Here is a 19,458-nt window from a genome sequence, read left to right as displayed (position 1 = left end):
TTTGTTTTGTTATTCTGCCGGAACGCTTTGTGCGTCTTGGTTATCGCGGGCCGCATCGATCAATGCGCGGCGCGCCATAGCATAATTGTCCTCACCCCCGGCCCGCTTGGCACGGCGGTCGTCTAGAATGCGCTCGACAGCATCCAAACGGCCGGCACGCAGGCCGGAATCAATAGTGATGCGCTCGAATACATCACGTTGGGCGTGGCTACCACCGGCCAGTTGCATTCCGTCCCGTGCATTCGACAGGAAATCAAATGCTTCGCCGTAAAGGCCGTCGCCAAAAGCTTCAAGCCCTTTGGCTGCGGCAATACCGGGATCCGACATCCGGATCGGAGTGTCGCCCTGATTGCGCTGGGCATCTTTCTGGATGCGCTGCAGCATTTTGCCGGTCGCTTCGGTCCGGTTGTCGCCGGTCAGGGCCAGCAGATAGTGAAGATCGGCGAAGATCAGGCAGCCATCTTCGGTCCGGGCGGCGCTGAGGTCGGCCAGTTCCTCCCAGCGGTTTCCAACTTTGACACCCTCAAGCTCGAGCCGGGACAAAAGCGACGTGGCATTCGATATGTCTCGGTAATCGTCGGTTTTGTCCTGCCGGACATACTGGTCATACAGTTCCATAACCTGATCGACCTGGCCCAGGTCCAGATGCATCAGCGCCTTGTGCCACCAGACATGATAGCGAAAGTTGTTGCAATGCGCCCAGGCATCCTCGCGTCCGGCCAGCCAATCAAGACCTTGCTGCGCATTGCCGGTCATCTCGTGCACATGGGCCACTGCGTGCAGACCCCAGGCATCATCCGACACCATCCACAGTGCCTGACGTCCGGCGATTTCGGCTTTTTCATAGGCCCCGGTTTCCTCAAGCGCGAAGGAATGGCACCCCAGAAGATATCCGCGGCCGGCGTGGTCGGGTTCATAAGCAGGCAGGACACGTTCGATCGACCGTCGCATACCAGCGGCATCTCCCAAGACAAACCGTGTTGCATGGCTGAGTTTCATCGCCAGCGAGTCCTGTGGGTGGAGGCGCAGAATTTCTTCAAACTTCTGGATTGCATGTGAGGGCAGGTCGGACAGGTAAAGGGCCAACGCGTCGACATAAAGCCGCTCGCGCTCAGTTACCGGTTGGCGATCCATAGCGGTGTTGGCAGCATTCAACGCTTCCGCTGCAACTGGCATCATCTCGCGCCGACCCAGCAGGACCAGGAACAGACCTTTGATGGCGTGACCAAGCGCGAAATCGGGCTCAAGCTCTAGCACTTTGCCCAGATGCTGGGGTGTGACAGCTGAATGCGCCATGAAACCAAGCAGAACACCATTCCACGCCTCGACACTGGCCGAATGGCAAAGAGTGTTCATCTGTCCGAAAACATCTTGTTTCATGCGCGGGATCCAATCCATTTGCGATTTATTACTTTATTCGATTTAGCAGAGAGTCAGGCGGGGTCGTATCAGTATCGGCCCTGCTCTCGAATTGGTGAAAAGCTGTGTGTGGAAAACGTGAAAAAATCCGCCGATTCAACGGCATGTTTCAGCAATATGCCGCCTAGTAAGGCATTGTGTTTCAATCTTCAAATGGGTTCTTAGCGTTCAGGACTGCTGCAGTGTCCGCTCCGAACTGTGGCGGAGCCGTCCGGTAGGTAACCGGTGTCCGCGACAATTTCAGCGGGTTTCCGATCAGTTTTACCTCGGCCGGGGCAGCCTGCATCGCGATCTGCATTTGCCGCGCCGCGACCTGCTCGGTGTCAAAAACCTGATCCAGGGTCTGGACCGGCCCAACTGGTACTTTGCGTGCCTCAAGTTCTGCGATGACGGTTGTTGTGTCATATGACTGAACCGCAGGGCGCAATAGGGCGTTCAACGCATCTCGGTTTTCCAGCCGCGCCGGATTCGTCGCAAAGCGGACGTCATCCGCCAGATCAGGTTGGTCGATGAATTCGCAGAACCGGCGGAACTGACTGTCATTACCTACAGCAAGGATCACATGGCCATCGGCGGTTTCATAAACGTCATATGGAACAATATTTGGATGACCATTCCCACGGCGTTGTGGCACATTGCCGGATGTCAGATAATTCACGCCTTCATTGATCAGCCACGCAATCTGGGAATCGACCAGAGCCAGATCAATTTGCTGTCCCTCTCCGGTCTGGTCCCGGTGGCGCAATGCTGCCAGAATGCCAACGCAGGCATACATACCGCACATGACATCAGCGATACCAACTCCAACTTTCATCGGCGCCCCTTGGGGATCGCCGGTCAGAGACATGACACCGCCATAGCCCTGCGCCATCAGATCATATCCGGGCTTTGATGCGTTAGGCCCATCCTGCCCGTAGCCTGAGATCGAACAATAGACGAGGCTAGGGAATTCCTGCGAGAGCGATTTGTAATCCAGCCCGTATTTCGCAAGCCCGCCGGGTTTGAAATTCTCGATCAGGATGTCCGCAAACGAGGCCAGCCGCCGAATTTCCGCCTGACCTTCGGGTGTGGTGATGTCGATGGCGACCGATTTCTTGTTGCGGTTGGCTGACATGAAATAGGCACTAAGATCCGATGGAACCCCGTCGGCATCTGCGACATAGGGTGGGCCCCACTGGCGCGTGTCGTCCCCTTTAGTGGCAGGGTTTTCGATCTTGATAACGCTGGCACCCAAATCGCCCAGCAACTGTGTGCAGGTCGGTCCGGCCAGAATGCGGGACAGGTCCAGAACCTTGACGCCCTTCAGCGGCCCTTCAGATCCGGCCATCATATCCTCCGCGGTCAATCTCAGCAGCGATTACGGTGAACCTATCAGACTTGGTTGCCGCTTCCAGAGCATCCCTCAGTTCGGCGCGGGTGCGCACCGTGTGACCATTCCCACCGAAGGCCCGGCCCAAAGCTGCAAAGTCGTGGCGGTCGAAATCGACGCCTACGTTCCCCATTTGCCGCTGACGCTGTTTCAATTCTATCAGGGCAAGGCTGGCGTCAACGAACACCAGGAAAATCGGGTTACCCCCCATCTCGGCAACGGTCGACAGTTCTCCGGCGACCATCAGGAACCCGGCATCACCGGAAAAGCTGATGACCGGGCGCGTGGGTTCGGCCAGCTTCAGCCCGATGGCCATTGGCAGAGCGCAGCCCATGGTGCAGAGCGCCGAAGATTGGATCAGCCCGCGTTCTTCGGAACATCCCCACATCTGGCTGAGAAGGATGCGATGCGCGCCACTGTCAGCGGTGGCCAATGTCTCGGCAGGAAGAACCGCGCGGGTTTCCGCAATTACCGCGGCGGGACCCCATACGTCATCAGTAGGGAAGGCTCGCGCCAGGGCGGCCCGAACCTGTTCGGGTTCGCCGCCGGGCCAGGTGGCGCGGGCAGGGTTGCCCTTTGCAATGGCCTCGAGGGTCGCGCCGATATCAGCCACCAGGTTCAACCCGGCCTGATGCATGTAGTGATCGTTCGGAACCGCCGAAATGTCGATGACGCGCTTTTCTTCGGGGTCCCAAATCTCGCGCCAGCCTGGGCGCATTTCGATCGGGTCATAGCCCAGACACAACACCAGATCGGCCTGTTCAACCAGCGGCACCAGATGGGTGTCAGCAAGCGGCGACAGGCCCGCGCCGCCAAGGCACAGTGGATGATCCTCGGGAACCACGCCCTTGGCCTTGTAGGTTGTCACAAAAGGAATGCCAAAATGTTCAAGGAACGCCTGCACCACATTGCGCGAGTCGTCATATAGAACATCCAGGCCGATAATCGCGATGGGCCGTTCGGCCTGTGCCACCCAGCGGCGGGCTTTTTCAACGCAATCCCCCTCGGGCGCGACGGCGGCAGGTTTGACAAGACGGCGGCGTTTGACATCGGTCACAGGCGCATCCGCAACCGAAATCGGCACGTCGATATGCACCGGTCCTGGGCGCGGTTGATTGGCCAGCGACACCGCTTTGTCTGCGATAATATCCGCGCCTTTGGCGGTCAGCATGAACGTCCCTTTGGTGATCGAGCGATAGACCCGTGCGTGATCCATGACCTGATGGGTGTATGTCAGCGCCTCATCTGCGTCGACACAGCCGGTCAGCACGATCATTGGCACCCGGTCCTGCAACGCATTGGCGACCACATTGATCCCGTTCATCGCGCCTGGGCCGAGTGTGGCCACCAGAATGGCCGGGGCGCCGTCGCGGTGATGCACCGCCTCGGCCATAAAGCCGGCCGCGTTCTCGTGTTTGGTCAGGTGAAAGGTTATCCCCGCCTTTTCCAACGCATCCACTAGGGTCAGCACCTCGCCACCTGGCATGCCAAAAGCGTGGCGGCAGCCAGCCTCATAAAGCCGTTGGGCCAGAATGTCCGCAGCGCGGGGCGACGAGTCCTGCATCAGTAAAGCTCCGAAAACTGTTTCAACGCAGATTGCGGAGGACAGACCCGGACGCAAGGCGCATCACGCCAGTGTGACTATTTGACAGCGGCTTCGGCCACGATCTGAAAGGTGTCATCCAATTCCTGGGCAATGTCCCTCAGGGGGTCTCCGCCCTCATAGATATAGGGCGCGAATACAAAGCTGGGCGTTTTATAGGATAGGGTGGCGGTGCCGTCCTCGTTTTCGGTCACGTAAAACCGGATCGGTGCTTCGATCATTGCGCGCACCGAGGTTTCCAGCACGCGCACCGCATAGTCATTGTTGAAGGCGCCGATCACCAGATTGCCTGGGATTGTAATTCCCCGCGCGGCGGCGGCTTTGGTGGGGCCGGCCTGCGTGACCACGATCAGACCGTTTGCCTTAACCGCCGATTTGGTGTCCGAGACTAATTCATCATAGCTTTTGCCCGTTGGATACACGGCCCATCCCGAGAGCGGTTCGTCGGCCCAGGCGGGCAGGGCCAGCAGGGCGAAGACGGTCCAAAGCAGTTTCATCCAGAGGCTTCCTTTTAAGGTGTCTGCAGGAATCCTGCCAGAAATGTGAGAACGTCGCACTCACAATCTTGTGTGCATTCGGGATTGCGCCGCGCCGCTTAAAGCCGCAGAAACGGGCGCAGGACGAAGGGAAAGGTCTGGATCGGATGCGCCTGATGATCTGCAAAACCTGTGGCACCGCACGCGATCGGGCGGCCGAGGTGCAGGCTGTGAAGGACGCACTGAAAAGGGCTGGATTGACGGATCAGGTCGAATTGAGCGAACACGCCTGTTTCAGCAGCTGCGCGGAACCCACGGCGCTGGCTATACAGGCGCTGGGGCGCGCATCTTATGTGTTTTCGGGTGTCGATGTGGTGGCGGATGCTGCGGATATCGCTGAAACTTGCCGTACTTACCTGAACAGCCCGCAGGGCTGGATCGAAGACGCCCGACCCTGCGGGCGGCTTCGGATGTGTTTGCGTGCGCGTATTCCGGCGCTTTAGTCAACCTGAACCGTAACCGCAGCACGAACCGGCACGTTATCGACCGAAAGCGGGCTATGGCTGTTGGAATTCAGCGAAACCGAAACCTCGACCTCACCTTTGGGCAACTGATCAATGTGCATCCAACTGCCGTAAAGCCGGGCGAGCTTTTCTCCGTTGATGTAAACATGCGCGTGCCCTTCGCCTGCCATGTCTGCGGTCGATGCGTTCTGCGGTGCGAAGGTAAAGTTTTTTGGCATAACATGCAGGTTCCAGCCAGACATAGGATCCTGTGTCAGAGCGATGTCCAGTGTAGGTGCATCTGTGCCTGCCGGTAGGTTCAAGGCCGTGGAATGATCGTGGGCCATGGTCTCAGTGGGTGAGGCTCCGTGAAGAGACGGATCAGAATGGTCGTGGCCATCAAATGTGACGCCGTTTGCAGCAGCAATTACAAATCCTGTACCGCCGCCAAAGACCAGACCGATCACGAATAGAGCAAGTGAACGGGTCATTGTATTTCCTTGAAAACATAGGGAAACGCGCCAAGTTTACACCCGGCGCGTTCAATCGAAGTGCGATCAGGCCGTTGCTTCGGAAGGTTGCGCTTCTTTCTGCCAGAAATAGCCAGCGAACGCGCCAACCAGAACCCATGCAACCAGACCGATTCCAAAAGCTCGTGCCGCGAACAACGCGCCAATTTCAGTCGGCACAGGGCCGGTGAAAACATCGGGCTCGGGTGCACCTATAAGATGTGGCACCAACAGAAGTACTGCGGCGATCACATAGCTGATCAGGTTACCTCCAAAGGCGATCAACCACATGGCGACAAGGGCTGCTGCTACCGTTGCGAACCACCAGACCTGACGTGCATAGACATCGGCTGCCGCGACACCCGGCACTTCGGGCGCCAGGGTGAAACCTGGTGCAAGGTGGAAGGCGATAAATCCGGCCAAACCCCAAAGGACGCCGGTCCGGCCATCAATCTGATGCCCTTGACCTTCGGCTACCGACATCAGCGCAACCATCACCAGCGCATAGCCGGTATAGGTCAGCATGGTAAAGATGACACTCAGCGCATCACGCGTCAGTTCAGAGAACATGCGCGGCAGTTCGGGATGAGCCGATACGGTCTCGGCCCCGAAATGCACCAGCTCTCCGGATTCATAAAGCTCGGCATGCAACAATACTGGTTGCACAAATACCAACTGCAGCAAGGCGGCAATCAGCCCCGCTGCAGCACCAGCGAACAACGCGCTGGTCAATATACGACTGAACACGGTCTTAGTGGCAGGGGAAGCCGGTCGCGTGACGCACGTCATGCGCTGCATCATGCAGGGCCGCTGCCTGAACGTGACCGGTCAGCGTAATGAGGCCCAGACCCAGAACCACTGCAAACATGACCGGAACAAAGCCTGTACGCGCGGCGGATGCTGTTTTCGTTTGTGTTGCCATTTTGTATTCTCCTCTGCCGCCGCACCCGACGGCCGGTGTTTCGTTTTTGCGCCTGGCAGGTCTCCTGGCTTGCGGGTCGATGCCTCTGTTCGCCTTCCCCCCGGAGAACCGGAAGTGGCTGGTTGAACAGGGGCTCTCCGCTTACAGTCGCGGGGGCGGCTTTGGAGTTGACCACCGAGGCAGTCGCACCAAATTCCCTCTTAGCATCCGGATTTCTCCGGCAGGACCAGACACCCCCATTTAGCCGCTATAGCTGTGGCGGTGCAATCATCATTTGCGACGTATTGTGTCAGATTATGCGCTTTTTCAGCAAATAAATATCCATGATCCAACCATGGTCGGCACGGGCATGGGCGCGGCGGTCCAGAATCTGCTGCGCAACCTCGGCCAAAGGGCCTTTGATCAGGATTTCCTCTTTCATGCCGACATATGCGCCCCACCAAATGTCCAAGTCTTCCATGTCCAGGTTTTGGAATGAACATTCACCATCCAGCATCACCGCCACGTTTTCTGCGGTTTCCGGCCATCCTTCGTCCCGGATGCGACGACCAGTTGTGACGATATAGGGCGCGCCCAGTTCGTTGATCGGAATCGCATGGGCCGCCGTCAGCGCTTGCAGCGCTGTGATGCCGGGAATCACGCGTGTTTCTGGCTGAGGGGTCAAACGTGCCGCGATTCGCAGCGAACTGTCATACAGCGACGGATCCCCCCAGATCAGCAGCGCCACATGACGGGCCTTCGGGTGGGCTGCGATGGCCTCCTGCCAGCGCAATGCAATCGCGTCGTGCCATTCGTCCACTCCGCGTAAATAGCCATCATCGGCACGGCGTTTGGGAATGTCGAAATACGCGATTTGCGGAGGAGTATCCGCGACCTGAGCGATGATCTGCTCGCGCAGCCCTGCCAGATCGGCCTTGTTTTCGCCCTTGCGGGGGATCAGGACCAGGTCCGCCGAACGGATCGCCTGCGCCCCTTGAAATGTCACATGATCCGGGTTGCCGGTGCCAATACCGATCAGCGTCAGGTCAATCATTTTCGAACTCTGCCAGAGGTCCATACAGGATCAGGGCCGGGGCGGTGCCGATCTCGGTTTCCAACTGCTGCGACAAGGCACCGATGGTCGAGCGTTGCAGCTTTTGTTCGGGGGTCGAGACGGATTCGGCCATCAATACAGGCGTGTCCAGCGGTAGGCCGTGCGAATGCAGGGCGCCAACCAAAAGGGGAAAGGTGCGCTTGCCCATAAATACGACGGTCGTAGCCTGTGGATCAGCCAGTGCTGCCAGGTTCAGATCTTCGGGCAGTTTGCCACTGACATCGTGGCCGGTGACGAATTGCACGCGCCGCGCGGTCAGTCGCCGGGTCAGCGGAATGCCTGCCGCTGCCGCCGCCGCTACCGCCGAGGGGATGCCGGGGATGATTTCATAGTCGATCCCGGCCTCTTGCAGGGCCACCAGTTCTTCTTCAAGCCGGCCGAACATGCCGCCATCACCGGATTTCAACCGCACAACATGCTGACCGGTTTGTGCATATTCGACCAACAAGCGGCTGACGTGATCCTGCTTGGGCGAGGGGCGCCCGGCGCGTTTGCCGACACCAACCAGGTCAGCATCCTCGCGGGCATGGCTCAGGATCGGGCCGCTGCTGAGGTCGTCAAACAGCACCGCATCAGCTTTCTGCAACCTGTCTACCGCCTTCAGCGTCAGCAATTCCGGGTCGCCGGGGCCTGAACCGATGAAGGACACAAAACCACTCATACCGAGGCCTCGGCGATCAGATGAAAGAATGTCCCAGTGACATTGCCTCGCACCGATCCGGTTTGCGGGCCTTCCGCGCCTTCGGCGTCGAACACGCGTGCCAGCGGCGCGTCAGGCTGTTCGATGATCGAGGAATAGTGGAACTCATGCCCGCGTAGCGCTGTGCCTTCGGCAAATCCGGCCATCGAGGCCAGTAATTCTGCCTTGCGATAACCCAGGTTGAACTTGCGCTTTTCATAGGAGGTCACAAGGCCCAGAAGGCCCGCCATTTCGTGCCGGGCACCCTCTTTGTCGATCAACGCCTGACCCAGCGCCATGTAGCCCCCGCATTCGCCATGCACAGGTCTTGTCTCGGCATGTTTGCGCAGCCCAGTCTGGAAGGTGTTGGCGGCGGCCAATGTGCCTGCGTGCAACTCGGGATACCCACCCGGCAGCCAGACCAGATCGGCATCCGGGGCAGGGGCTTCATTCGCCAGTGGTGAAAACGGTAGGATTTCTGCACCCGCCGTGCGCCAGCCTTCCAGCAAATGCGGATAGGTGAATGAAAACGCAGCATCCCGGGCCAGTGCGATCCGCTGCGCCGGAGGGCGCGGCAGCACGGCTGACGATGGCCTATCTGGGCTTGAGGAAGCCGCCCGCTTGATCGCCTCCAGATCGACATGTTCACGCAGGAACGCAGCATAGCCGACAATGGCGCTTTCCAGATCGGGATGTTCCACCGCCTGGATCAAACCTAAGTGCCGCTCGGGAAGTGTCAGGTCTCCGCGTCGTGGCAGAACGCCCAGAACCGGCAGGCCTGCACGTTCCATACCCAACCGGGTCAGACGCTCGTGGCGCGGGCTGGCGCAGCGGTTCAAAATTACCCCGGCAAAGGGCAGGTCGGGGTTGTACATCCGAAACCCCAGCGCCGTGGCTGCAGCTGATTGCGCCTGACCGCCAACATCCAGAACCAACACCACAGGCCAGCCCATACGCTGCGCGGTTTCCGCGCTAGATCCATGGCCAATCTCACCGGGTTTGGCGACACCGTCGAACAGACCCATCGATCCTTCGGCTACGACGATATCCGCGCCGTCAGCCTGTGCCGATATTGCGTTCAGCAGAGGATCGCCCATCGCCCAGCTGTCCAGATTGAACGAGGCGCGCCCAGCCGCCGCCCGGTGAAAAGCCGGGTCGATATAGTCAGGGCCGCTTTTGAATGGTTGGACGGTCAGGCCATCCTCGGCCAGCGCACGCAGCAGGCCCAGCATCACGGTGGTCTTGCCAGTCCCCGAAGACGGTGCTGAAATCAGAATACCCGGAGGGTTAGTCATCACCATGGCTCCAGCTTGACCAAGGGCTGTCCGCGCTTTGCGGGCGATACCGGCGGTCGTAATCCTTTGAATACAGGCAGCTTTCGTCAAACCCTTCACCAGCGAGTGCTGGACCCACCATGATCAGCGCTGTGCGTGAGATGCTCTCGTCCAGCGCGTCTTTCAGCGTCGCCAGCGTCGCACGGATGATCCGCTCGTCGGGCCAGCTGGCACGATAGACCACGGCCACCGGGCATTCGGCGCCATAGGCCGGGGTCAGATCGGCGATCACAGTGTCCAGATTGCCGATCGACAGGTGGATGGCCAGCGTCGCCCCGGTACGGGCAAAATTCGCCAACGTCTCGCCCTCGGGCATCGACGATGCGCGTCCCGGTGTCCGGGTCAGGACCACTGATTGCGCAAGTCCGGGCAGGGTCAGTTCCGTGCCCAGTGATGCGGCCGCAGCGGCAAAAGACGGCACGCCGGGGGTCACGCTGACCGGGATGCCCAGCTCTTTCAGGCGGCGGATCTGCTCGCCCATCGCGGACCAGACCGACAGGTCGCCGGAATGCAGTCGCGCAACATCCAGACCGGCCTGATGTGCGGTTGCGATTTCGGCCATGATCTGGTCCAGATCCATCGCCGCCGTGTTCACGATCTTGGCGTCGTCGGGGCAATGGTCCAGAATTTCCTCTGGCACCAGCGAACCCGCATACAGGCAGACCGGGCAAGCGGCGATGATATCGCGACCGCGCAGGGTCAGCAGGTCGGCGGCGCCCGGTCCGGCGCCAATGAAATGAACGGTCATGTCTGTCCTCCGATGGCGATGGCGCAGGTGGCCAGCCGGTCGTCTGAAATCTGTCTGGGTGAGATCAGCCGCGCACCAGGTCCGGCGGCGGCAAGGGCGGATGCTTCGGCCACGCTGCCGGTGCCATATGTGGCGCGGCTGCGGGTCGAGCAGGTGAGGGTGCGCTGCCCGGCCAGATCGGCGGGGGCAATGAAATGCAATGGCAGGGCAATGGCCGAGGCGAAATCTGTCAGCGCGGCGTGGCCTTCCTTGTCGGCAACCGTGGCCAGCGCGTCCACAGATTGGCCGATACTGGCCCGATCATAGGCGGCGCGCAGGCTGTTCACCGTGGCGGTCGAGGAAAATCCGATGCCTGCGACGATCATAGCGTGACGCTCCATTGCACCACCGGATAGGCCGATTTCCAACCGCGTCGCGGCCCCAGGGCTGAAGCCTGTGCCAGTTCGATCCGTAGCAGCTCACCGCCCAGCCTATCCTGCCACTGCGCTAGCAGAGCTTCGCTTTCCAAAGTCACCGCGTTGGCCACCAGCCGCGTGCCGGAGGGCAGGGTTGTATGCAGCCATTGCAGCAGCTCACTGCTCAGCCCGCCACCTATGAACACCACATCGGGCAGGGGCAGGCCGTCAAGCGCATCCGGGGCGCTGCCGTGCACCACCTGCAGCCGGTCTTGACCCAGCGCGTCGGCATTTCGGCGAATGCGCTCGGCGCGGTCTTCGCGGGGTTCGATCGTTGTGGCGCTGAGCGTTGGATCACACATCAGCCATTCGATGCTGATTGACCCGGTGCCGCCGCCAATGTCCCACAGATGCTCGTCCCGCTGCGGGGCCAGCGCCGAAAGGGTCAGCGCACGGATAGGGCGTTTGGTGATCTGGCCGTCGGTCTCAAAAATCTCATCCGGTTTGCCAGAGGCGCGCGGAAAGGCCTGCCCGCCGCCAGCAACCTCGAGCCCGACGCAGACCGGGTGATCGAACCCACCCAGCAGCGCCTCGGTCAGCGAGACACTGCGCGCCCGTTCGCGCGGGCCACCCAGAGCCTCCATCACATGTAGGTGTGTGTCGGCAAAGCCGGTGTCAGTCAGATAGGTGGCAAGTTCCGTCACGGCCTTACCATCGCGCAACAGCAGAATCGCGCGCAGGCCGGGGGCCAGATGCGGGCGCAGCCGGGTCAGCGGGGCCGCGTGCAGACCAAATGTCTGCGTGCTTTCCAGCGGCCAGCCCAACCGCGCAGCGGCCAGCGAAAAAGTGGATTGGCCGGGTAGGGCGGTCCATTCCCCGGCCTCGAAATTCCGTGCGATCACGGATCCGGCGCCGAACCAGAACGGATCGCCCGAGGCCAGAACCACGGTTGATCGCCCGCGAAAACCGGTCAGGATCGGCAGACCATCGGCAAAGGGCACAGGCCATTCCACCTGCTGGGCTCCGAAATCGGGAACCAAGGACAGGTGTCGCGGTGGCCCCATGATGATTTCAGCGCGTTCCAGCACTTGACGGCTTGCGGGGGGCAAGCCATCCAGTCCATCTTCGCCCAAACCCAAAACGGTCAGCCACGGAGCTTCAGACATGTCCAACCTCCTGATATTGGGCGGCACGACCGAGGCCAACGCGCTGGCAAAAGCCATCGCGGATCTGGGTATTCCCGCGACCTATTCCTATGCCGGGCGTGTCGACAATCCGCGCCCGCAACTTCTGCCGGTACGTGTTGGCGGGTTCGGTGGGGCCGAAGGGCTGGTGAAATATATCCATGACCACGGCATAAGCCACGTGATCGACGCGACCCACCCTTTTGCCGCCGGGATGAGCCGTAACGCGATTGAGGCCTGCCATGAGGCACAGATTCCGCTGGCGGCGCTGACACGGCCCGGATGGGCACCGCAGCCCGGTGACACCTGGCTGCGCGTCCCGGATATCGCCGCAGCGGTGGCCGCTTTGTCCGGTAATCCGCAGCGCGTGTTTCTTGCGGTCGGGCGCATGCATCTCGAAGATTTCGTCAGCCAGCCCCAGCACCATTACCTGTTGCGGCTGGTGGATGAACCCGATGTCCTGCCCTTGCCGAATTGCGAGGTCGTCGTGGCGCGCGGACCCTTTGCCGAGGCTGATGACCGGGCGTTGATGCAGCGCCACGGCACGCAGCTGGTGGTATCCAAGAACGCGGGCGGCGCCGGCGCGCGCGCCAAGCTGGACGCCGCGCGGGCTCTGGACATACCGGTGTTGATGATCGACCGTCCAGCCCTGCCGCAGCGGCTGGAACTGTCGAGCGTTCCGCAGGTTCTGGACTGGCTGGCTCATTCCGGGGTGAACCTCGGCGTATAGACGATCGGGTCACCGGCGCGTTCTATCACGCGGGTCAGCGATGAGCCGACGATGACAACGGTCTGCATATCGGCCATATCAGGCGTGGCCTCGACCAAGGTTGAAATCCGGATTGCCTCATCCGCCCGGCTGACAGCGCGGGCGAACAGGATCAGCCGCTCGGGTTCACATTCTTCGCGCAGGATTTCCAGCGTTTTGACAAAGCCTTCGGGGCGGGATTTCGAGCGGGGGTTGTAAAACGCCATCGCGAAATCCGCTTGCGCGGCCAGACGCAGGCGCTTCTCAATCAGAGGCCAAGGTTTAAGGTTGTCACTCAGGTTGATGGTGCAGAAATCATGCCCCAGCGGGGCACCAGCGCGGGCGGAGGCCGCAAGCATCGCAGTGATCCCGGGCAGCACTTCAACCGGTAGGTCTCGCCATTCACGGGGGCCGTTCTCCAGCGCTTCGAACACCGCTGCTGCCATGGCAAATACACCCGGATCGCCCGAGGATACGACCACTACGCGCTTCCCTTCGGCCGCCATTTGCAACGCATGCTGAGAGCGGTCGATCTCAACCCGGTTGTCGCTGGCATGCAGCGTCAGGCCGGGACGTTCGGCGATGCGCGCGACGTAAGGAATGTAGCCGACGACATCCGTCGCCCCAGCCAGCGCAGCGGTCACTTCGGGCGTCACCAAAGCCTCGTTTCCTGGCCCGAGTCCTGCGATCTTGACCCAACCGCTCATGGCCGCCGCCCTTGTCCGTGAACGATGATGATCGAGAAATACGGAGTAATCCCCTCGCAATTTTCCGACAATTTGCACACGCGTTGATTGGGCATCTGAGCGTATTCCACGATCCAAGCACGGTCATACAAACCGGCCGTCTTCAGGGCCCGCTTCACTTTGTCGATATTGCGCCCGATCTTCATCACCACCAGCGCGTCGGTTTGGGCCATTCGGTGGGCCAGATCGTCTTCGGGCAATGTGCCGACCAGCACGGTCAATACGTCGTCTCCCCAGGTGATGGGGTCGCCGGTTGCGGTCCACGCGCCGGACATACCGGTGATCGCAGGCACGACTTCAACTTTAGCCTCGCCACGTAATCGATTGTAAAGATGCATGAATGATCCGTAGAAGAACGGATCACCCTCGCACAGGACCACCACGTCTTCGCCCTGATCCGACAGTGTCTTCAGATGCGCAGCACAATCTTCATAAAACGCCGAGAGCAGCTCATTGTACCGCGGATCACTCAATGGAATTTCTGTGGTCACGGGGTATTCCATCGGGAATTCCACTGCACCTTCGGGGATCATGCCATTGACGATCTTGCGCGCCTGACCACTGCGACCCGGTTTGCGGAAAAAGGCCACGTGACGGGCAGTGCGCAGTAGGCGGTCGGCCCTGACGCTCATCAGGTCCGGATCGCCGGGGCCGAGGCCGACACCGTATATCTTGCCCGCGTTCATTCGGCGCGGCTCGCGATGGCGTTGACCGCGGCCACCGTGATGGCGCTGCCACCAAGGCGACCCTTGACGATGCAGGACGGCACTGGCTGCGCCTCCCACAGAGCGTCTTTAGATTCGACCGCACCGACAAAGCCCACCGGGCAGCCGATGATGGCCGCAGGGCGCGGGCAGTCGGGGTCTTCCAGCATGTTCAGCAGGTGGAACAGGGCGGTGGGCGCATTACCGATGGCCACCACGGCGCCTTGCAGATGCGGGCGCCACAACTCCAGCGCAGCGGCGGACCGGGTGTTGCTCATCTCGGCAGCCAGCGGACGCACACGTTCGTCGTGCAGGGTGCAGATCACTTCGTTATCGGCGGGCAGGCGGAACCGGGTCACACCCTCGCTGACCATGCGGGCGTCGCACAGGATCGGTGCGCCGTCTTCCAACGCGGCACGGGCCGAGGTCACAAAACCGGTTGAGAAATGCACGAACTCTTCCAACCCCACCATACCTGCCGCGTGGATCATCCGAACGGCGACCTGTTCCTCATCGGCGTCGAACCGTGCCAGATCGGCCTCGGAACGGATGGTGGCAAAGCTTTGTTTGTAGATCGCCGCGCCGTCGGTTTCGTATTTATAAGGCATCAGGAGAAGTCCATGGTCAAAAGTGTTTCGGGGCTTAACCCGCGCAGGTTTGGCTCATCTCCCGCGCGGCCTTGTTTGACAAGATCAAATCGACCATCGTGGCCGACCAGGGTGACATCAGCTGGTCCCATGCGCGCGCATCCTTTGGCACAGCCCGAGACATGCAAGTGGCCGGGAATACGCGAGGCAAGCGCGCGGGCGATATCGCGGGTCTCCACCTGCGCCTGCGGGCAGAGCGGGGCGCCGGGGCAGGCGTCAGTGGTCATCAGCGGGTCGGTGCCATCGGTGACGAACGCTGGGGCGGGTATCGCCGCCCCGCCTTCCATCAGGAGCAGCCGCCAAGGGGTGACCCGCAGCGCAGAGGCACCGCAGGTCTCAATCAGCCCCGCAAGCGCGCGCGCTGGCAACTGACCGAACGCGGCTCCGTAAAACGCACCCAGTTCCACGATACCCGGTTCAGGCAGTGCGCCAACATCACCCGGTGCGCTGCCTTGGCATTCTGACGGCAAATCCTGTGACGCAACCACGCGGGCCATGCGCCGGGCCTCGGGAGTTTGGTGATCCGCGAACCATTCGGCCAGCGCGATCAGGTGGTCGATGGCGATTTTTTCGGTCACGCGACGCCCTGTTTCGGCGCCATCAGCGCGTAGGATCAGCCCCTCGGGGCCTGTCTCCAGCCGGATATCCGCCGAATCCCCGACCAACAGGCGATTTGGTCCGGTGTCGATGGCAAACCCAAACTTGGCTGGTAGCGACGGCAATTCACCCAACCGGTCGATCAGTTCCTGCGTCAGTCGTGCGGTAAGATCGCCGGATTGGTAGAGCGGCGTCACCAGAATATTGCGCCGCACCTCGATACCCGGTTCCGCATCCAAAAGGTTCAGCGCAGCGAGTTCTTCTAGCAAAGGTTGGTGATCGGCCTCGGCCACACCGCGCAGTTGCAGATTGGCGCGGTTGGTCAGGTCAATTGTGCCATTGCCAAACCGGTCGGCAAGTTCGCACAGGCCTAACATCTGCGCAGCCTCAAGGCGCGCCAGCCGCGGCCGAACCCGCACGACCAACCCGTCCCCCGACATCATCGGGCGATGGGCGCCGGGGCACCAGCCCTGAACGATCGGTGCACTCATCCCAACCCCTCCAGATCGGCTCGGATCGAGTTTCGGCGCGTGTTCCACAGGCCAGCCTCGAGCAGCGCACGGAACCGATCCTGCATGGCCTGATGCGCCTGTGGGTTGTTCTCTTGCAGAAAGGCATCAACCTCGGCGTTACCCAGTGTGGCATCGTGGTAGATGTCAAACAGATGCGGTGCTACGGTTCCCGACAGATGGGCAAAGCTTGCCATATGATCCAGCGTTGCCGCGATCTCGGCGGCACCGCGAAATCCGTGCCGTTGCATTCCTGCGATCCAGTCAGGATTAGCCGCGCGCGCGTGGACAACGCGGCTGATTTCCTCAGACAGGGTTCGGGCACGGGGGGTGTCTGGGTTGGTATTGTCCAGATGGTACAGCTGCGCAGTACCGCCAGTGGCTTTCTTGGCGGCGGCAAAACCGGCCTCATGCGTGGCATAGTCATTGGCCAACAGCAGATCGGTTTCGGTCAGGTCCTGAAGGTGAACAAAGCTATCGGCGTGGGCAACGCGTTGGGTTATACCATCGACATCCCGTGCAATTTGCTCGCCCTCAAGCGCAAAGGAACTGGCGTCCAGCCAAGCCTGACCGGCCTGTGCCCGCGCTTCGTCCGTATAGATTTCGGATAGCTGCGTCATGTTCAGGCCATAGCTGCCGGGGGCGGGGCCATAGACACGGGCGGCCGGTGCCTGCCCGGCATATGGGTTCCAGTCTGCTGCCTCGTCCCGTTCACACAATGCTCGCACTGCCTGGCCATACAGCGCAGAAAGCGTCGGGAATACATCGCGGAACAGGCCCGAGACACGCAAGGTCACGTCTAGCCGTGGACGGCTGAGATCAGTGATTGGCAGCACCTCGATACCGGAAACCCGCTCCGACCCCTTGTCCCAAACCGGTTTCACACCCAGCAGGTGAAGCGCCATGGCGAATTCTTCACCCGCAGTGCGCATCGTGGCCGAGCCCCAGAGGTCGACAATCAGCCCCTTGGGGTAATCGCCTTCTTCCTGCAGATGCCGCCGCACTAGTTCCTCGGCCAGTTTGACACCTTGGGTATAGGCCGCGCGTGTTGGAACCGAACGCGGATCGGTGGTGTAAAGATTTCGCCCTGTCGGCAGCACGTCCGAGCGCCCGCGATAGGGTGAGCCAGACGGGCCAGCCTCGATCCGTTTCCCGGCCAGTGCGTCCAAAAGTGATTGACGTTCCGCATGCGCCGAAGGCGTGGCATCAAAATTGCCGGTCACTTCGGGGACGCGGCCAAAGACGTGCAAGCCGTCGCCGAACTGGCTTTCTTTGATGTCGCAGACAAATCGGTCGATACGGGTGATCGCTTCGGCGGTACAGGTTGCCTGATTCAGACCCAGATCGCTTTCCAGACCAATGGCCTGCGCCTCATCCCGTATGTCTTCTTGTAGTCGGTCGCGGCGTTTGGGGTCCAGCCCGTCGGCGTTCGAGAATTCGTCCAGCAGGGATTCCAGCCGCACCATACGGTCCGGTGTGTCGCTTGTGCGCATCGGGGGCGGGATATGGCCCAGTGTAACCGCGCCGATCCGGCGCTTGGCCTGTGCGGCCTCGCCGGGGTCATTCACGATAAAGGGGTAGATCACCGGCAGATCGCGGACCAACGCCTCGGGCCAGCAATTTGCCGACAGAGCAACGGATTTACCAGGCAACCACTCCAGCGTGCCATGCGCGCCGATATGGATCAGCGCATCCGCGCCATGCCCCTTACGCAGCCAGAGATAGAAGGCAACATAGCTGTGGCGCGGGGTGCGCGAAAGATCGTGATAGTCGTCATCGCGCAGCTCGGGCGTGCCGCGTTCCGGTTGCAGCGCGATCAGTGTCTTGCCCCGGTTCAAGGCGGTAAAGTGGAACGCACCATCGGCAAAAACCGGGTCGTCCTCAGGCTTGCCCCAGATGGATTGCAGATCCGTTTGCAACTGTTCCGGCAAGTCTGCCAGCGCGGTCTGATAGGCCGCGAGCGGCCAAGACAGTCGCGCATCCAGAAGCGTCTCGGCAATCGGCGCGCCAGGTGCGGTGTCATAGCCTTCGGCCTGCAGATCAGACAGCATCGCCTCGGCCGAGGCCAGCGCATCCAGGCCAACCGCATGGGCCATCTGCCAGTCCTTGCCGGGATAAGTCGACAGCACCAACGCTGGGACCTGATCTGGCTTGGGTTTGTCGCTTAGGCGCAGCCAGCCGTCCACCCGATCAATGATCGCCTCAACCCGTTCCGGCTCGGGGCGGTGGGCAAAACGGGAATATTCCAGATACGGGTCGCGCTTGCCCGGTTCCTTGAACGAAGCGATGCCCGCCGAAATGCGGCCATCCACCTCGGGCAGGACCACATGCATTGCGAGGTCGGCGGGGGACAGCCCGCGTTCTGCATCGACCCAGGCCTTGCGGCGTGCGGTGGACAAGGCGACCTGAAACACCGGCACATTGGCGGCGTCCAACGGGGAGGTGCCCGAGGCGCCTTTGCCCGAAAAGGATGTAGCGTTGATGATGGCCGAGGGGGCCAGCACCACGGCCTGTTCGCGCAGCCAATCGGCGGCGGCAGGGGCCTTGAGGGACTGCGCAAACAGGCCGATGGCCTGGAACCCACGGGCGCGTAGGCGGTGGATCACGGCTGCAACAGGGGCCGTGTCAGCCGAGGTCAGATAGGCACGATAGAAAGTCACCAGGATGCGCTTGGCATCACCGTCGAAGGCTGTGTCCGCAGGGATGACCCCCCGATCCGGGCACCACGCGCCGCATTCCGGGATCGTCTTGGCACCCATCACCGGCCCGGCATACAACCCCGCTGCCAGTGCCATCTGCGCCAGTGCCGCCTGCGCTGCGACCTCACCGCCTGTGTCGCAAAGATGCGCCAGCCGCCGCAGGGTTGAAACGGGCAGGGTAGAATAGTCATCCAGCCGCGTATCTTCACGTCCATCCGCAGGCAGCACAGCAACGGCAATGCCCTTGGCTTGAGCCAGTGCCAGAACCTGCTGCAAGCCATAGGACCAGTAGGGCACGCCACCGATCAGGCGGATCAGGATGCCTTTGGCGCCCTCCAGCGTCTGCTCGACATAGGTGTCGACAGAAAGCGGGTGCTTCAGCGCCGTTAGATTGGCCAGCCGCAGGGTCGGCATCCGACCTTCGGGTCCACCCCCCCGATGCCAGCCTGCCGCGAAAGCGCCAAGGTCACTGTCGGAAAAGGACAGCACCACCAGATCCGCCGGGCTCTGGCCCAGATCGGTTGGGGTCTCCGTTTCCTCTAACCCGTGGCTTTCGCGGAAGACGACGTGCATG

20 protein-coding genes and 1 riboswitch are annotated in these 19,458 nt (G+C 61.1%); of the genes, 2 read left to right on the top strand and 18 right to left on the bottom strand.

Translation table 11 applies throughout. The features are described 5' to 3' along the window. Positions 1-9 precede the first annotated feature (9 nt). The 4 genes from AC2FH6_RS04940 to AC2FH6_RS04925 form a co-directional block, all read right to left on the bottom strand. Positions 10-1,380: a tetratricopeptide repeat protein gene (locus AC2FH6_RS04940; RefSeq protein ID WP_271947985.1), complete on the bottom strand. Its 1,371-nt coding sequence runs from the start codon at positions 1,378-1,380 to the stop codon at positions 10-12. A gap of 181 nt (positions 1,381-1,561) precedes the next feature. After that, on the bottom strand, positions 1,562-2,746 hold the full coding sequence (locus AC2FH6_RS04935) for a CaiB/BaiF CoA transferase family protein (protein ID WP_142632866.1): 1,185 nt from the start codon (positions 2,744-2,746) through the stop codon (positions 1,562-1,564). Next, a complete protein-coding gene (locus AC2FH6_RS04930; protein ID WP_496701451.1) occupies positions 2,733-4,352 on the bottom strand; it encodes a thiamine pyrophosphate-binding protein in 1,620 nt (539 codons plus the stop codon). Before AC2FH6_RS04930 ends, AC2FH6_RS04935 begins: the two co-directional genes overlap by 14 nt. A 77-nt stretch (positions 4,353-4,429) precedes the next feature. Next, entirely contained in the window at positions 4,430-4,888 is a 459-nt protein-coding gene (locus AC2FH6_RS04925) for a DUF302 domain-containing protein (RefSeq protein WP_271947979.1), read from the bottom strand. Between the two features lie 155 nt (positions 4,889-5,043). Between AC2FH6_RS04925 and AC2FH6_RS04920 the strand changes: the two genes are divergently transcribed. After that, entirely contained in the window at positions 5,044-5,370 is a 327-nt protein-coding gene (locus AC2FH6_RS04920; protein WP_496701449.1) for a DUF1636 family protein, read from the top strand. Here the strand turns inward: AC2FH6_RS04920 and AC2FH6_RS04915 are convergent. From AC2FH6_RS04915 to cbiE, 9 genes are all read right to left on the bottom strand, one after another. Continuing rightward, positions 5,367-5,861, bottom strand: coding sequence for a hypothetical protein (locus tag AC2FH6_RS04915; RefSeq protein ID WP_496692424.1), 495 nt, complete (start codon positions 5,859-5,861; stop codon positions 5,367-5,369). The genes AC2FH6_RS04920 and AC2FH6_RS04915 overlap by 4 nt on opposite strands. A gap of 66 nt (positions 5,862-5,927) precedes the next feature. Then, on the bottom strand, positions 5,928-6,626 hold the full coding sequence (locus AC2FH6_RS04910; RefSeq protein WP_496692423.1) for a CbtA family protein: 699 nt from the start codon (positions 6,624-6,626) through the stop codon (positions 5,928-5,930). Positions 6,627-6,630: 4 nt separating this feature from the next. Then, positions 6,631-6,801, bottom strand: a complete 171-nt coding sequence (locus AC2FH6_RS04905) for a CbtB domain-containing protein (protein WP_142632876.1) — start codon at positions 6,799-6,801, stop codon at positions 6,631-6,633. A 37-nt stretch (positions 6,802-6,838) separates the two neighbouring features. Next, positions 6,839-7,047, bottom strand: a riboswitch (cobalamin riboswitch). Positions 7,048-7,090: 43 nt separating this feature from the next. Beyond that, entirely contained in the window at positions 7,091-7,834 is a 744-nt protein-coding gene (cobF, locus tag AC2FH6_RS04900) for a precorrin-6A synthase (deacetylating) (RefSeq protein ID WP_496700610.1), read from the bottom strand. Next, the gene (gene cobA / locus AC2FH6_RS04895) at positions 7,827-8,555 is read right to left on the bottom strand and encodes a uroporphyrinogen-III C-methyltransferase (protein WP_496701447.1); all 729 of its coding nucleotides are present in this window, start codon (positions 8,553-8,555) and stop codon (positions 7,827-7,829) included. The genes cobF and cobA overlap by 8 nt, the downstream gene beginning before the upstream one ends. Beyond that, on the bottom strand, positions 8,552-9,874 hold the full coding sequence (locus tag AC2FH6_RS04890; protein ID WP_496701446.1) for a cobyrinic acid a,c-diamide synthase CobB: 1,323 nt from the start codon (positions 9,872-9,874) through the stop codon (positions 8,552-8,554). Before AC2FH6_RS04890 ends, cobA begins: the two co-directional genes overlap by 4 nt. Next, positions 9,861-10,655 carry a precorrin-4 C(11)-methyltransferase gene (gene cobM / locus AC2FH6_RS04885; protein WP_496701444.1) on the bottom strand — a complete coding sequence of 265 codons (795 nt, stop codon included), beginning with the start codon at positions 10,653-10,655 and terminating at the stop codon, positions 9,861-9,863. Before cobM ends, AC2FH6_RS04890 begins: the two co-directional genes overlap by 14 nt. Beyond that, on the bottom strand, positions 10,652-11,020 hold the full coding sequence (locus AC2FH6_RS04880) for a cobalamin biosynthesis protein (RefSeq protein WP_496701523.1): 369 nt from the start codon (positions 11,018-11,020) through the stop codon (positions 10,652-10,654). The genes cobM and AC2FH6_RS04880 overlap by 4 nt, the downstream gene beginning before the upstream one ends. Beyond that, positions 11,017-12,216, bottom strand: a complete 1,200-nt coding sequence (gene cbiE, locus AC2FH6_RS04875) for a precorrin-6y C5,15-methyltransferase (decarboxylating) subunit CbiE (protein WP_496701442.1) — start codon at positions 12,214-12,216, stop codon at positions 11,017-11,019. The genes AC2FH6_RS04880 and cbiE overlap by 4 nt, the downstream gene beginning before the upstream one ends. On the opposite strand from cbiE, the gene AC2FH6_RS04870 reads away from it, so the two are divergent. Next, a complete protein-coding gene (locus tag AC2FH6_RS04870) occupies positions 12,215-12,964 on the top strand; it encodes a cobalt-precorrin-6A reductase (RefSeq protein ID WP_496701441.1) in 750 nt (249 codons plus the stop codon). The two genes, cbiE and AC2FH6_RS04870, sit on opposite strands and share 2 nt — an antisense overlap. Here the strand turns inward: AC2FH6_RS04870 and cobJ are convergent. Genes cobJ through cobN form a run of 5 tightly spaced genes read right to left on the bottom strand, consistent with a single transcriptional unit; the run spans position 12,937 to position 19,457 of the window. Next, entirely contained in the window at positions 12,937-13,689 is a 753-nt protein-coding gene (gene cobJ, locus AC2FH6_RS04865) for a precorrin-3B C(17)-methyltransferase (RefSeq protein ID WP_496701439.1), read from the bottom strand. The two genes, AC2FH6_RS04870 and cobJ, sit on opposite strands and share 28 nt — an antisense overlap. Beyond that, positions 13,686-14,414, bottom strand: a complete 729-nt coding sequence (locus AC2FH6_RS04860; RefSeq protein WP_496701437.1) for a precorrin-2 C(20)-methyltransferase — start codon at positions 14,412-14,414, stop codon at positions 13,686-13,688. Before AC2FH6_RS04860 ends, cobJ begins: the two co-directional genes overlap by 4 nt. Beyond that, the gene (locus AC2FH6_RS04855; protein WP_496701435.1) at positions 14,411-15,040 is read right to left on the bottom strand and encodes a precorrin-8X methylmutase; all 630 of its coding nucleotides are present in this window, start codon (positions 15,038-15,040) and stop codon (positions 14,411-14,413) included. Before AC2FH6_RS04855 ends, AC2FH6_RS04860 begins: the two co-directional genes overlap by 4 nt. Then, positions 15,040-16,167, bottom strand: coding sequence for a precorrin-3B synthase (cobG, locus tag AC2FH6_RS04850; protein WP_496701433.1), 1,128 nt, complete (start codon positions 16,165-16,167; stop codon positions 15,040-15,042). Before cobG ends, AC2FH6_RS04855 begins: the two co-directional genes overlap by 1 nt. Beyond that, positions 16,164-19,457 carry a cobaltochelatase subunit CobN gene (gene cobN, locus AC2FH6_RS04845; RefSeq protein WP_496701431.1) on the bottom strand — a complete coding sequence of 1,098 codons (3,294 nt, stop codon included), beginning with the start codon at positions 19,455-19,457 and terminating at the stop codon, positions 16,164-16,166. The genes cobG and cobN overlap by 4 nt, the downstream gene beginning before the upstream one ends. Position 19,458: the final 1 nt, after the last annotated feature.

The sequence above is a fragment of the Ruegeria sp. CDSC045 genome (assembly GCF_059610725.1).
The sequence above is the reverse complement of the archived record's forward strand: the minus strand, read 5'-3'. Positions and strand labels throughout refer to the sequence as shown.

Excerpts from the sequence above, each read along its gene's own strand:
- AC2FH6_RS04940 (WP_271947985.1), bottom strand. The coding sequence starts at position 1,380 with ATGAAACAAGATGTTTTCGGACAGATGAACACTCTTTGCCATTCGGCC.
- AC2FH6_RS04935 (WP_142632866.1), bottom strand. The coding sequence starts at position 2,746 with ATGGCCGGATCTGAAGGGCCGCTGAAGGGCGTCAAGGTTCTGGACCTG.
- AC2FH6_RS04930 (WP_496701451.1), bottom strand. The coding sequence starts at position 4,352 with ATGCAGGACTCGTCGCCCCGCGCTGCGGACATTCTGGCCCAACGGCTT.
- AC2FH6_RS04925 (WP_271947979.1), bottom strand. The coding sequence starts at position 4,888 with ATGAAACTGCTTTGGACCGTCTTCGCCCTGCTGGCCCTGCCCGCCTGG.
- AC2FH6_RS04920 (WP_496701449.1), top strand. The coding sequence starts at position 5,044 with ATGATCTGCAAAACCTGTGGCACCGCACGCGATCGGGCGGCCGAGGTG.
- AC2FH6_RS04915 (WP_496692424.1), bottom strand. The coding sequence starts at position 5,861 with ATGACCCGTTCACTTGCTCTATTCGTGATCGGTCTGGTCTTTGGCGGC.
- AC2FH6_RS04905 (WP_142632876.1), bottom strand. The coding sequence starts at position 6,801 with ATGGCAACACAAACGAAAACAGCATCCGCCGCGCGTACAGGCTTTGTT.
- cobF (WP_496700610.1), bottom strand. The coding sequence starts at position 7,834 with ATGATTGACCTGACGCTGATCGGTATTGGCACCGGCAACCCGGATCAT.
- cobA (WP_496701447.1), bottom strand. The coding sequence starts at position 8,555 with ATGAGTGGTTTTGTGTCCTTCATCGGTTCAGGCCCCGGCGACCCGGAA.
- AC2FH6_RS04890 (WP_496701446.1), bottom strand. The coding sequence starts at position 9,874 with ATGGTGATGACTAACCCTCCGGGTATTCTGATTTCAGCACCGTCTTCG.
- cobM (WP_496701444.1), bottom strand. The coding sequence starts at position 10,655 with ATGACCGTTCATTTCATTGGCGCCGGACCGGGCGCCGCCGACCTGCTG.
- AC2FH6_RS04880 (WP_496701523.1), bottom strand. The coding sequence starts at position 11,020 with ATGATCGTCGCAGGCATCGGATTTTCCTCGACCGCCACGGTGAACAGC.
- AC2FH6_RS04870 (WP_496701441.1), top strand. The coding sequence starts at position 12,215 with ATGTCCAACCTCCTGATATTGGGCGGCACGACCGAGGCCAACGCGCTG.
- cbiE (WP_496701442.1), bottom strand. The coding sequence starts at position 12,216 with ATGTCTGAAGCTCCGTGGCTGACCGTTTTGGGTTTGGGCGAAGATGGA.
- cobJ (WP_496701439.1), bottom strand. The coding sequence starts at position 13,689 with ATGAGCGGTTGGGTCAAGATCGCAGGACTCGGGCCAGGAAACGAGGCT.
- AC2FH6_RS04860 (WP_496701437.1), bottom strand. The coding sequence starts at position 14,414 with ATGAACGCGGGCAAGATATACGGTGTCGGCCTCGGCCCCGGCGATCCG.
- AC2FH6_RS04855 (WP_496701435.1), bottom strand. The coding sequence starts at position 15,040 with ATGCCTTATAAATACGAAACCGACGGCGCGGCGATCTACAAACAAAGC.
- cobG (WP_496701433.1), bottom strand. The coding sequence starts at position 16,167 with ATGAGTGCACCGATCGTTCAGGGCTGGTGCCCCGGCGCCCATCGCCCG.
- cobN (WP_496701431.1), bottom strand. The coding sequence starts at position 19,457 with ATGCACGTCGTCTTCCGCGAAAGCCACGGGTTAGAGGAAACGGAGACC.